Raw genomic sequence first — 13,630 nt, 5'->3', positions numbered from 1 at the left:
TCGGGTAACGACTCTTGCACAGCCTGCGACGGTCCGTAAGACGTTTGGCAATACCCGATACGGTGGTGCATCTGGCATATGCCTGCGGCTGCCCGGGGGGATTCCTGCCCATCGGTCCGGAACACTCCCGCCGGGCTCCGCCGGGCTCGGGGCGAGGTCGGTCGCACCGGTAGGATTTCCGCCAGTCGTGCCCCCTGCCGGCCCGTCGGCGGTGGCCCCTGCCACCGGCGCCAATCGGCCACCACAGGGTCCGCATGGCGGAAATCCCGTTGCCAGCCCTCGACTCCGCACCGGATGCTGACCACTATGTTCGCCGAAAACGTCGATCCAGACACAGCGCCCAGCGGCACGCTGCTCGGCCTGCTGCAGCGGGGCCGCGGAGACGGCACCCTGCACGCGCTGGCGGCACCCCGCGCCGAGGCGCTGGCCGCACTCCACCACTGTCTGCTGCACGACCCACGGCGAGACTGGCAGCTCGAGAACCGCTCCCTCTACTACGCCCGCCTCCACCGCGACCTCCAGGCGGGGCCGGCCGAGCTGGAGGCCCACCTCTTCGCTCCCGCCGACCGCCTCGACCAGCGCGAGGAGCGCACCGGCCTCGCCCTCTCCGTGCTCGGGCACCTCACCTCCTACGGCGACACCCGCGCCCGCGACCTGCTGCGCCGCTACGCCGCCGAGGGCACCAACTGGCAGTGGGCGCTCGACGAGTTGGCCGTGCGCGACGACGACGACGCCCTGCGCGCGCTCGGGCCCCGCACACTGGAGCGCTTCCCCCGCACCCCCGAGGGGGACGCGCAGCTCGCCACCGCCCTGCGCGAGGCGTACGAGCCCCGGCCCTGGCGGCTGTGGGAGGAGGACGAGCGCCACCCCGAGCAGCGTGCCCGCCTCGCCGCGGTGCGCGAGACCCAGTCCTTCGACCGCTGGTCGCGGCAGCTGCGCACCCCGGGCCCGCGGCCCGGATGGAGCGTCGGCGAAGTGCTCGAATGGGCCGGCCAGACACCTCACGACCCCTCGCCCCAGGCCGACCCGGTCCTGCTGCGGCGCGCCCGCGAGGCGGCTGCGGCCCGTTGCCTGGGAGCCGTCGCGGGCCCCGAGGACCGCGCCGAACTGCTGGCCGCCGCCGACCGCGGACCGGACGCGGCACGCGGTGCGGCGCTGCGCCACCTCGCCGAGCGGGACGACCCGGCCGTGCTCGACCTGATCGAGGCCGCCTGCCTGACCGCGCCCGCCGCCGTCGCCGAAGCGGCCCGTACCGCCTTCGCCCGGATGCGGGGCCCGGCCGCGCTCCGGCGCAGCCGCCGCTGGGCCGACGGCGAGGACGAACTCGCCACCGAGGCCGCCGTGATGCTCGCCCGCCGGGGCGGGGCACAGGACACCGCCCAGGTCCTCGGCGCGCTCCGCCGGATCGTGCGCAGCGAGGGGCCGGACGCCCCCTGCCTGCCCGCGCTCGTCGACGGCGCCGAACGCCTGGCCATCGAGTGCGCGGCGCCGGTGCTGCGCCACCTCTACCGCGAGACCGCCTCCTCGCAGCTGCGCGGGCGCACCGCCGCCGCGCTCGCCGCGACCGACCCGAAGTTCGCGGCCGGTTTCGCGGTGGAGTGCCTGTGGGACTGCGAGGAGAGCACCCGGGAGCTGGCCGCCCGCGTCGCCACCACCGGGGACGCGCGCGTGGTCGAGCGGCTGCGCCGGCTCGCCGCGGACCCCGCCGAGGAGGCCGGAGTGCAGAGCGCGATACGCGGTCGGCTGCGGCCCCACCCCAGCCACGGCTGACCCCGGCCCGCCCGCCGCGCCACGTCGCGCACGCCGTCCGCGCGCCGACAGACGCGCCCGCCACGTCGCGCCCGCCCGCCGGTTCCGCCCCGCCCCGCCGCCCGCGCTCCGGTCCAACCGGGGCGCGGGCGGCGCCCGTTGCCGGCTCGGACGGCGACGGGCGCCGCCCTGGCACGATGGCGGCATGACTGGACGCTGGGAGTTCTGGATCGACCGTGGCGGCACCTTCACCGACGTCGTGGGCAAACGCCCCGACGGCCGGCTGGTCACCGAGAAGCTGCTCTCGCACGATCCCGCTCGCTACCGGGACGCCGCCGTCGCGGGCATCCGCCGGATGCTCGCCGTGCCCGAGGGCAGGCCGGTTCCCGCGGAGCGCGTCGAGGTCGTCAAGATGGGCACGACGGTCGCCACCAACGCCCTGCTGGAGCGCAAGGGCGAGCCGACCCTGCTGGTGACCACCGCCGGTTTCCGCGACGCGCTGCGCATCGCCTACCAGAACCGTCCCGCGCTCTTCGACCGCGAGATCGTGCTGCCCGGCGTCCTCTACGACCAGGTCGTGGAGGTTCCCGAACGTGTGGGCGCCGACGGGCGCACGGTCCTGAAGCTGGACCGCGAATGTGCCGAGCGGCTGCTGCGCGAGGCATACGGCCGGGGCCTGCGCTCCGCGGCGATCGTACTGCTGCACGGCTATCGACATCCCGAGCACGAGCGTGCGCTGGCCGAGCTGGCGCGCACGGTCGGCTTCACCCAGATCAGCGTCTCGCACGAGGTGAGCCCGCTGATCAAACTGGTGCCGCGCGGCGACACCACCGTCGTCGACGCCTACCTCTCCCCGGTGCTGCGCCGCTATGTGAGGGAGGTGGCGCGGGAGTTGGACGGCATCCGGCTGATGTTCATGCAGTCCGGCGGCGGACTGCGCGAGGCGGCCCACTTCCGCGGCCGCGACGCGGTGCTCTCCGGTCCGGCGGGCGGTGTGGTCGGCATGGTCCGCAGCTGCGCCGAGGCCGGATACGACCGTGTCATCGGCTTCGACATGGGCGGCACCTCGACCGATGTCTCGCACTGTGCGGGCGAGTTGGAACGCACCTTCGACGCCGGCGTCGCCGGGGTGCGGATGCGTGCGCCGATGATGGACATCCACACCGTCGCGGCCGGCGGCGGTTCGATCCTGCACTTCGACGGCGCCCGCTTCCGGGTCGGCCCCGACTCGGCGGGCGCGGACCCGGGCCCGGCCTGCTACCGCCGGGGCGGACCGCTGACCGTCACCGACGCCAACCTGATGCTCGGACGGGTGCAGGCCGCCCACTTTCCCTCCGTCTTCGGCGAATCCGGCGATCAGCCGCTGGACCGCGAGGCCGTGGCCGAGGGGTTCGGCGCGCTCGCCGAGCAGGTCGAGGCCCTCGGCGGGGGCACCGGCCGGCGACGCAGCCCCGAGGAGGTCGCGGACGGTTTCCTGCAGATCGCGGTGCTCGGCATGGCCAACGCCGTCAAGAAGATCTCCGTTCAGCGCGGCCACGACGTGACCCGCTACGCGCTGGCCGGTTTCGGCGGCGCGGGCGGCCAGCACGTGTGCGCCGTCGCCGACGCGCTGGGAGTGGCCACCGTGGTCGTCCCGCCACTGGCCGGGGTGCTCTCCGCCTACGGCATCGGGGTCGCCGACGCGACCGCGCTGCGCGAGCAGTCCGTCGAACGCCGCCTGACCGACGAGGAGTTCGGCCGGCTGAACGAACTCGCCGACGCGCTGGAGGCCCGCACCCGCCGGGAGCTGGCGGCCGACGGCGTGCCCGCGCACTCGGTGACCGCCACCGCCAGGGTCCATCTGCGCTACGAGGGCACCGACGCCGTACTGCCCGTGACACTGGCCGAAGTCGGCGCCATGGCCGAGGAGTTCGCCGCGCTCCACCGCGCCCGGTACGGGTTCACCATGGACAAGCCGCTGGTCGCCGCCACCGTGGTGGTCGAGGCCGCCGGCGCCGCGGGCGGCCACGCGCCGCACACCGCGGCCGGCGCACACCCGGGCGCCCGGCCCGAACCCGCCGACCGGGTGCGGATGTACGCCGACGGCGCCTGGTGCGACGCCCCGCTGTACCGGCGGTCGGAGCTCGCCGCCGGCGACACCGTCGAGGGCCCCGCGATCATCGCCGAACCGGACTCCACCACCGTTGTGGACCCCGGCTGGCAGGCCCGGGCCGGGGAGGCCGGCCATCTGGTGCTGACCCGGGTCCGTGCCCGTGCGCGCGCCGCAGCCCTCGGCACCGAGGTCGACCCGGTGAAGCTGGAGGTCTTCAACAACCTCTTCATGGCGGTCGCCGAGCAGATGGGCGTCACCCTGGAGAACACCGCCCACTCGGTCAACATCAAGGAACGCCTGGACTTCTCCTGCGCCGTCTTCGACGCGGACGGCAACCTCATCGCCAACGCGCCGCACATCCCCGTGCACCTCGGCTCGATGGGCGAGTCCATCAAGGAGGTGCTGCGCCGCAACGAGGGCACGATGCGACCGGGCGACGTCTACGCCGTCAACGACCCGTACCACGGCGGCACCCACCTGCCCGACGTCACCGTGGTCACCCCGGTCTTCGACGAGGCCGGCACCCGACTGCTCTTCCTGGTCGCCTCCCGCGGCCACCACGCGGAGATCGGCGGCCTCACCCCGGGCTCGATGCCCGCCTTCAGCCGCACCGTGCACGACGAGGGCATCCTCTTCGACAACTGGCCGCTGGTCCGCGACGGTTCGCTGCGCGAGGAGGCCACCCGCGAGCTGCTCGCCTCCGGCCCCCACCCCTCGCGCAACCCCGACTCCAACCTCGCCGACCTGCGCGCCCAGATCGCCGCCAACGAGAAGGGCATCACCGAACTGCGCGCCATGATCGAGGAGTTCGGATTCGAGGTCGTGCACGCCTACATGGGGCATGTGCAGGACAACGCCGAGGAGTCGGTGCGCCGCATCGTCGCCGAGCTGCCCGACGGACACTGCCGGTACGAGACCGACGGCGGCGCGGTGATCGAGGTGCGGGTCACCGTCGACCGCGAACGGCGCACCGCCGCAGTGGACTTCACCGGCACCTCCGCACAGCGCGAGGACAACTTCAACGCCCCCCGCTCGGTCGTGATGGCCGCCGTCCTCTACGTCTTCCGGACCCTGGTCGCCGACGACATCCCGCTCAACAGCGGCTGTCTGGTGCCGATCGACGTCACGATCCCCGAAGGCTCCATGCTCGCCCCGCACTTCCCGGCCGCCACCGTCGCCGGAAACGTGGAGACCTCCCAGGCCGTTACCGGCGCGCTCTACGCCGCGCTCGCAGTCCAGGCCGAGGGGTCGGGCACCATGAACAACATCACCTTCGGCAACGACCGCGTCCAGTACTACGAGACGCTCGCCAGCGGTTCGGGCGCGGGCGAGGGCTTCGCCGGCACCGACGCCGTGCAGACCCACATGACCAACTCGCGACTGACCGACCCCGAGGTGCTGGAGTGGCGATTCCCGGTGCGGGTCGAGGAGTTCGCGGTGCGCACCGGCAGCGGCGGCGAGGGCCGCTGGCGCGGCGGCGACGGAGTGGTGCGCAGACTGCGGTTCCTGGAGCCGATGACGATCGCGCTGCTCACCGGCCACCGCCGGGTGGCGCCGTACGGGATGGCCGGCGGGGCGCCGGGAAGCCTGGGGCACAACGCCCTCCAGCGGCGCGACGGCACCGTCACCGAGCTGCCGGGCGTCGCCTCCGCGCACGCGGACGAGGGCGAGGTGCTGATCGTACGGACGCCAGGCGGCGGCGGATACGGGGCAGTTGGGCAGTGACCGGCGCACGCGGCTCGCGGCGCGCCCACGCCGTTTCGGTCGATGTCACAGCGAGCGCCTAACCTGTCCGTCGTGACCACCGCACCATCCACCTCCCGCACGGGCAGGCCCCATCCGGCTCCCGGACCCGCGGCCGACGAGGGCCTGGCCCGTCGGCTGCGGGCGCTCGCCTGCACCGCCCCGCTGCACGACCTGGACGTCCGCAAGGCGAATCTGGCGGGGGAGTTCGGCAAGTACGCCATGGCCGAGGTGGCGCTGTCGGCGATCGATGTCGTCACGCTCCAGATGGACTTCGACACCGGCGCCGACCACGAGGAGATAGTGGCCAGGCTGCTGCCCCGGATCGCCGCCCAGGCGCCCGGCAGCCCCTCGGCCGAGCATGACCGCGTCGCCCGCTGGGTCCTGGAGAACCTGATCAACGTCGGCAGCGTGGACCGCGGCTTCCGCGCCGTCTACGGCACCTTCGGCCCGGACGGCCAGTACGTGCGCAGGGACTACGACTTCAAGCTCATCGAGGAGGTCCCCGGGCCCGGCGGCGGGGTCTATCTGCGCACCACCGACGAAGCGGTCAACGTCCTGGTCGGCGCTCTGGACACGGACGTCACCAGCGCCCAGATCGCCGCCGAGGTCAAGCTGGAGGTCCTGGTCAACCGCGGGCGGCTGGCCGACGCCCAACTCGCCGCGGAGCAGGCGCGCTACCGCACCGTCCAGTACGCCGAGACCCTCCGCCGCACCCTGGACGCCACCCGTCGCAACGTACGCGCGGTGGACTGGCTGGAGACCGTGCCGGACATGATCACCGAGGCGCTGGACCACGTCGCCGACCGCTACCGCCACGAGAACGCCATCCTCACCAACATCCGGCGGGTGCGCGACGACACCAGCCACCAGGGCCACCAGGACACCCCGCAGCACCGCGCCCGCGCCGCCGAGCTCGTCGACATAGTCAAGGACTGCATCCGGCGCCACACCCAGCTCCAGTCGCGGCTGCTGGACGCCGGGCCCGTCTTCCGCGCCGAGCAGGACCGCCAGGCGTTCGCCCCGCCCACCGCGCACTCCGGCCTCGACCTGTACGGCCAGCTCCTGGCCCCGCTGCTGGGCGAGCCCGTCGAGCGCGCCCAGCGCGTCACCGACGCGTTCTTCGCCCGCGGCACCGGGCTGCGCACCCCGTCCTCGGTGCGCCTGGGAGACCTGACCGACCTGCTGTTCACCCCGCCCGCCCCGCGCGAGCACCTGGGCGCGGAGATGCCCGAGCCCGACCTCATCGCCACCCCGGACGACAGCCGCTTCAGCGAGGAGCAACTGGCCGCCGCCACCGAGCTGCTGGACCTGCCCGTCGACGCACCGCGCAGACTCTCCGGGCTCCTCGCCGAGGCCCGGCGCAGCGACCCCGAACTCCCGTACCTGGTCGCGCTGATGGCGGTGCACGCCGCCTCCCCGCCGGTCGGCACCGCCTACCGGCAGGGCGAGGAGAGCCTGCTCTTCGCGGTCGACGACGGCACCGAGCTCGAGGACCGGGAGTTCGGCGGCGCGGACCTGGTGGTCGGCACCGCCCGGCTCGACGCCGCGCAGATGGCCGCCGCCCGCAGCGAGACCCCGGGATGAGCCCCGCCGAGGTCCGCGTCCACCGAAGCCCCCGCACGTCGGCCGTCCCGGCCCACACAGATCCCAAGGAGTCCCGGCAGTGAGCGAGTACGGCACCGAGTCCCCGCAGAGCGCGGGCGCGGCGTCCGCGGCACCCCCCGCACTCAGCCCGGCGGACGCGGCGGACGCGGCCAAGCTGGTCGCCTTCGGACTGCAGCCCAAGCTGCTGCCCGCCCGGGACGCCGAGTACGCCGACATACTGCGCCGCTACCGCGAGGAGCCCGCCTTCGCCCGGGTCACCGACGCCGTCGCCACCGGGCTCGGGCTGATCGTCCTGGAGGTCTCCCCGCGCGCCGGCATGGTCGTCACCGCGGCCGAGGACTCCGTCTTCGCCGTCCGCATGGGCGACTACGCCCGCCGTGCGAGCACCGACTCCACCGACCGCTTCCTGCACGGGCTCGCACATCTGGCCGTCGCCGCCATGGCCTTCCCCAGGCCCGAGGACCTCGCCGACGACGGCTACATCGGCCGGATCACCGTCAACGGCGTCGACTCCTTCGTGCGCCAGACCTGCCGCCGGTTGGAGGAGCGGTCCGCCGAGCAGGGAGAGAACACCGACCCCGGCAGCGAAGCCCCCGGCCTGGAGGCCGCCTGGCGGGTGTACGCGCGCCGCAGCGCCACCGGCGCCACCAAGGACGCCCGCCGTCTCGCGGGTTCGACCACCGGCATCATCGGCAAGGCCGTGGCCTTCCTCACCGACTCGGGCTTCCTCCAGCGCACCGGGGACGACTCCGGCGGCACCTACCGCACCACCGCCCGCTACCAGCTCCAGGTCCGCGACATGGCGGGCAGCGCCGCCCTCAGCGAGCTGCTTGAGCTCGGCATCGTGCCGGTCAGCGACGGCACCGGCAGTCTGCTGCCGCCCGCCGAGGACGAGTTGGAGCTCGTCGAGGGGGCGGGGCTGCCGTTCCACCAGGACAGCGGTCAGGCGCTGCCCGCCCAGCGCCACGGCTGAGCCGGGCCCGCCCCGGGGCGGGCCGCGACCGCTCGCGGGCGCGCGGGTGCGGTGCCGCCGGCGCCGCACCCCGGCGCCGGCAGCCGCAGCCCCGTACCCGCAGCCCACCCCGCCGCAGCTCCGCACCCGCAGCCCCGCACCCCGCAGACATCCACCGACCCGCACCGCCCGCAACGAGAGTCCGCACCCCATGTACGAGCTGTCCCGCATCCGTCTCTACTCCATCGGCCCGGCCGGCGCGCGCTACGCCGACACGGTGCTCGACCTGCGGGGAGTCGGTGCGCCCGTACCCGATCCCGCGCCCACCCAGGCGGACTTCTTCGAGGACGAGCCGACCGGCCCTCCCCGTCGCCCCGCGCCCGCCGGCGTGTTCTTCCTGGAGAACGGGGGCGGCAAGTCCGTACTGCTCAAACTGATCTTCTCGGTCATGCTCCCGGGCCACCGCAACACGCTGGGCGGCGCCAGCTCCGGCGTCCTTCGCAAGTTCCTGCTCGCCGACGACTGCGGGCACGTCGCGCTGGAGTGGCAGCACACCCTCACCGGCGAGAGCGTCGTGGTGGGCAAGGTCAGCGAGTGGCGCGGACGCCAGGTCTCCGGCGACCCGCGGAAGTTCGCCGAGGCCTGGTACAGCTTCCGGCCCGGCCCCGGCATGAGCCTGGACTCGCTTCCGGTGGCCGAGTCGAGCGCACTGCGTGCCGCCGCCGAGGGCGCTTCGGGCGCGCGCGGCAGGCGCCGCACCATGAAGGGGTTCCGCGACGTCCTCACCGAGACCGCCAAGGCGTACCCCAACCTCGACGTGGTCTGGGAGGAGATCCACGACCGCTGGAAGGAGCATCTGGGCAATCTCGGCCTGGACCCCGAACTCTTCCGCTACCAGCGGGAGATGAACGCGGACGAGGGCGAGGCCGCGGGCCTGTTCGCGGTCAAGAACGACGCCGACTTCACCGATCTGCTGCTGCGCGCGGTCACCGACACCCGCGACACCGACGGGCTGGCCGACCTCGTGCACGGCTTCGCCCACAAGCTCGGCCGCCGCGCCGAGCTCACCGCGGAACGCGACTTCACCGCCGGCTCGTTGGACCTGCTCAACCGGATCGCCGAGCACGCCACCACCCGCGACCGTGCCAGGGCGGTGCACAGCGGAGCGGAGGAGCGCACCCGCGGACTGGCCTCCCGCATCGCCGCCCGCGCCCGGCAGGAGCGGGACCGCTCCGGTGAGTTCGCCGACCGCGTCTCCGACAGCGCCGAGGCCGTCACCGCGGCGGAGGGCGCCCGCGCGCAGGCTGCTCAGGTGGCCGCCGAAATCGCCTACCGCCACGCCTCGTTGGCGCTCGCCGCCGCCGAGAAGTCCGCCGCCGCGGGCAAGCGCGAGCTATCCGACGCCCGTACCCTCCACGCCGCCTGGCAGGCCGCCGAGGTGGTACTGCGCCACCGCGCCGCCGCCGACCGCTCGGCCAGGGTCGCCGAGGCCATCCAGGAGGCGGAGCGCGACGCGGCCCCCGCCCTCGCCGCCCGCGCCAAGGCGGCGCTGCGCCTGGTCGCCGCGCTGCACGGTGCCGCGGCCGAGAGCGAGGAGGCCGCGAGCACCGGCGAGGAGCGCTCCCGCGCGCTCCAGGAAGCCGCCGAGACGGCGCACCGCGACGCCACTGCCGCCGCCACCGCCGCCCAACGCGCCCGCAGCGAACGCGAGTACCTCCAGCAGCGTCTGGCCGAGCTGGAGGAGGAGACCGCCGAGGCCGTACGCGCCGGATGGCTGGCAGAGGCCGAGTCCAAGAGCGACCCCGCCCGCGCCGCGCAAGCCGCCCAGGAGGCGGGCTCTCGGGCCTCGGCCGCCTGGGAGGAGGCCCGCGCCGCCGCGACCGAAGCCACCGCCCAGGACCAGCAGTGCGCCGCCGAGCTCAGCCGGGCGGAGCTGGCCGCGGCCCGGGCCGCGGACGCCGCCCAGAGTGCGCAGGCGGCCCACCGGGTGGAGCGGGAGGCCGCCGCGCTGCTCGGCGCGGAGCCGCGGCTGGTCGAACTCCTCGGAGCGGAAGGGGCGTTGGAGGCCGAGGAGGTCGACCGGTACGCCGACGAGCTCACCGAGCTGCTGGAGGGCCGGATCGGTGAGGCCGAGCGCCAGCTCTTCGACCTGCGCACGGCGGCGGCGGACGACTCCCGCATCCTCGGCGCCCTCGGTGACGGCGGACTGCTGCCGCCGGGCCGCGATGTGCTCGCCACGGTGGAGTTCCTCGCCGAACACGGCATCCCCGCCCTGCCCGGCTGGCGCTATCTGGCCCAGTCCGTCGACCCGGCGCGGCACGCCGATGTGCTGGCCGCACGGCCCGAGTTGGTCGACGGGGTGGTCATCACCGACGAGGCCAGCCACGGCCGTGCCAGGGAGGCGCTGGAGCAGGCCGCGCTGCTGCCCCGCTCGGCGGTGGCGGTCGGCACCGCCGCCGCGCTGCTGGCGCCGGTCGCCGACCGGGACGGCTCGGTCTTCCTGGTGCCGCCGAACCCGGCGATGCACGACGAGCACGCCGCCGACGGCGAGCGCGACAGCCTCCGCGAGCGCGCGGTGCGCCGGGACGAGGAGATCCGGCGCCTGGCCTCCCGGCTCTCCGGCGACCGTGCCCTCGCCGCCCGCCTCGGCGCCTGGCGCAACGGTTGTGCCACCGGCCGCCTGGGCGAGTTGGCGCTCGCGGCCGAGGCCGCGCAGGAGGCCGCCGACGCGGCCGTCGACCACCACCAGCAGACCGTCACCGCCTCCACGGAGGCGCGCGCCCGCGCTGCCGAGTGCACGGCCCTGCGGGACAGCCGCCAGGAGGAGGCACAGCAGGCCCGCCGGCGTGCCGACGCTCTCGCCGGCCTCTCCGGACGGCTGCGCGAGCGTGCCCGCTGGCAGGGGATACTGCGCGAGCTGGCGGAGGACCAGGCCGAGCAGGAGCAGCGCGCCGCCACCTGCCTGGAGGCCGCCCGGGCCTCGGACGAGGACCGCAGGGCCGCCCAGCGCGGCGCGGACGACGCCCGCCGCACCGCCCGCGCGCTGCGCGCCGAGCGGGCCGAGATCGCCGGTGTGCCCGAGGACGCCGCGCCGCAGGAGGAGCAGCAGGAGAGCGGGCAGGAGCGCACGGCCGTCTCGCTCCCGGCGCTGCGCGAGGCGTACCGGAGCGCCTCCCAGCTGTACGAGAAGGTCGGCGTCGGCGCCGATCTGCGGGCCGAGCAGGCCCGCGCCGAGGGGGACGAGTCCGGCGCGCTGGCCGAGCTGGACCGGCTGACCAACAAGGTGCGCACCCGCGCCGCCGTACTGCTGGACTCCGCCGACGGTGCCGACGGGCCCTCCCGGCAGGCCGCCGCCTCCCGCGCGGAGGAGCTGGTCGCCCTGCTGGAGACCCGAGCCTCCACCGCGAGCGAGCAGCTCGGCCGGCTGCGCGGCGACGCCGAGCGCCTCGCGCCCACCACCGGCACCGCCCACACCGAGCTCACCGCCGAGCAGACACCCGCCGACGCCGAGTCCGCCCAGCGGCTGCTGCGCGGCGCCAACCAGGAACTCGCCGCCCGCACCGAGGCGTTGGAGACGGCCAGGTCGGCGCACGAGGAGGCGACGGTGGCCCACCGCGGCTCCCAGGACGCCACCGCCGCCTTCGAGGAGACCGCCGCGCTGCTGCGGGATCTGCTGCGGGACCCGACCGTCGGCGAGGGCGAGGACCAGCCCGAGCAGAGCCCGTACGAGGGTTCCCCCGCGCAGGCGCGTCACGCCGCGGCGGAGGCGCGGCGCTCGCTGCGCGGCTGCGCCGCCGATCTGTCCGCCGCCGAGACGGCACTGCGCGAGTCCTGCGACGTACTGGTGCGGCACGCCAACTCCACCCGCTTCGAGCAGGTGCGCACGCCCGCCCGGGCGCAGATCCGGGAGCTGCCCGCCTCCGCGCTGCCCGAGCACGCCGCCGCCTGGGCCGAGGCGTTCGCACCGCGCCTGCGGGTGCTCACCGACGAGCTCACCCAGCTGGAGCGCAACCGCGACTCCATCGTCGACCGGCTCCGCGGCCTGGTCGAGGCCGCGCTGGCGACCCTGCGCTCGGCGCAGCGGCTGTCCCGGCTGCCCGAGGGGTTGGGGGAGTGGTCGGGTCAGGAGTTCCTGCGCATCCGTTTCGAGGACCCCGACCAGGCCACGCTCACCGAGCGGCTGGGCGAGGTCATCGACGACGCCACCCAGGTCGCGGTGCGCCGCAACAGCGACCTGCGCCGGGACGGGATGACGCTGCTGCTGGGCGGAGTTCACGCCGCGCTGGAGCCGCGCGGAGTGTCCGTGGAGATCCTCAAGCCCGACGCGGTGCTGCGCGCCGAGCGGGTCTCCGTCGGTCAGATGGGGGACGTCTTCTCCGGCGGCCAGCTGCTGACCGCGGCGATCGCGCTGTACTGCACCATGGCCGCGCTGCGCAGCAACGACCGCGGCCGGGACCGCCACCGCTTCGCCGGGACGCTGTTCCTGGACAATCCGATCGGCCGGGCGAACGCCACGTATCTGCTGGAGCTCCAGCGCGCGGTCGCCGACGCGCTCGGCGTCCAACTCATCTACACCACCGGCCTGTTCGACACGACGGCACTCGCCGAGTTCCCGCTGGTCGTGCGGCTGCGCAACGACGCGGACCTGCGCGCCGGGCTGAAGTACATCAGCGTCGAGGAGCATCTGCGTCCCGGACTGCCGCAGCCGGAGCGGGACTCGGAGCCGGTGCACGGCGAGATCACCGCGACGCGGATGTTCCGCAGGCCGCCGGAGCAGGCGCAGAGGACGGAAGCGACGGCGACCGAGAGCAGCTGAACCGGCTCACGCCCGCCGCCCCCGAGCCGGTTCGCCGGGGGCCGGGGGCCGGGGGCCGGGGATACGGGCCGTACGGGACACGGGCCGTACGGGCGCGCGCCACAGGCAGCACCGGCGCGCGCCCGGAGCCCGTGCCCGTCTCCCGCGCCGGGTGCGGGGCGCGGCTCAGTGCCGTCCGGCGCGTGCCCGCCGACGGGCGGCGCTGCTCGGCGTCGACACCACTCCGTGCCGCTGGATCCACACCTGCCTGGTGACCCAGACGTCGAGCACGGCCCAGGTGGCGAGCACCGTGGAGGCGACCGTGGAGAGCAGCGCCGGGAACGCGAACCAGACTTCGGCCAGCGAGCACAGCACCGCCACGGTCAACTGCATCAGTGTCAGCGCGACGATGATCACCGCGCGCACTGCGGCACGGCGCACCGGATCGGGCAACCGCGGTTTTGCGTACATGTAATTTTCACTCCCCCTGCACAGGATGCCGCAAGCCCGGCCCGACGTGCACGTGTGCAGCACCACACCAACTGGTGACGATGTGCTGGTATCTCGGGAAACAACGGGACGATAGCCTCTCCCACGGTTCTGCAAACCGTCCTGCGGGCCTACGAGTTGGCGCATCGGCAGTAGTAGGCTCGCGAGGTCCACCGACGCGGACCGTTCGGCACAGGACCTG

General features: G+C 74.7%; 5 protein-coding genes and 1 pseudogene. 5 read left to right on the top strand and 1 reads right to left on the bottom strand.

Annotated elements, in window-relative coordinates:
- Positions 1 to 306 precede the first annotated feature (306 nt).
- The 5 genes from MTQ01_RS16980 to MTQ01_RS16960 all read left to right on the top strand — a co-directional run bounded on the left by MTQ01_RS16980 (position 307) and on the right by MTQ01_RS16960 (position 12,960).
- Positions 307 to 1,770 (top strand): HEAT repeat domain-containing protein, encoded by a 1,464-nt coding sequence (locus MTQ01_RS16980; RefSeq protein WP_247491700.1) that lies wholly within the window; start codon positions 307 to 309, stop codon positions 1,768 to 1,770.
- A gap of 184 nt (positions 1,771 to 1,954) precedes the next feature.
- Entirely contained in the window at positions 1,955 to 5,566 is a 3,612-nt protein-coding gene (locus MTQ01_RS16975; protein ID WP_247491358.1) for a hydantoinase B/oxoprolinase family protein, read from the top strand.
- 42 nt (positions 5,567 to 5,608) lie between these two features.
- Positions 5,609 to 7,171: a hypothetical protein gene (locus tag MTQ01_RS16970; RefSeq protein WP_247491356.1), complete on the top strand. Its 1,563-nt coding sequence runs from the start codon at positions 5,609 to 5,611 to the stop codon at positions 7,169 to 7,171.
- A gap of 79 nt (positions 7,172 to 7,250) precedes the next feature.
- Complete coding sequence (locus MTQ01_RS16965; protein WP_247491354.1) at positions 7,251 to 8,165, top strand: hypothetical protein; 915 nt, start codon at positions 7,251 to 7,253, stop codon at positions 8,163 to 8,165.
- 190 nt (positions 8,166 to 8,355) lie between these two features.
- Entirely contained in the window at positions 8,356 to 12,960 is a 4,605-nt protein-coding gene (locus MTQ01_RS16960; protein ID WP_247491353.1) for a hypothetical protein, read from the top strand.
- Positions 12,961 to 13,131: 171 nt separating this feature from the next.
- Here MTQ01_RS16960 and MTQ01_RS16955 read toward each other — a convergent pair.
- Positions 13,132 to 13,410: pseudogene (locus tag MTQ01_RS16955) on the bottom strand (hypothetical protein); the annotation flags it as partial.
- Positions 13,411 to 13,630 lie beyond the last annotated feature (220 nt).

The organism is Streptomyces sp. XM4193 (assembly GCF_023072595.1).
GTDB lineage: Bacteria > Actinomycetota > Actinomycetes > Streptomycetales > Streptomycetaceae > Streptomyces.
This window is presented reverse-complemented; position numbering and strand designations above follow the sequence as displayed.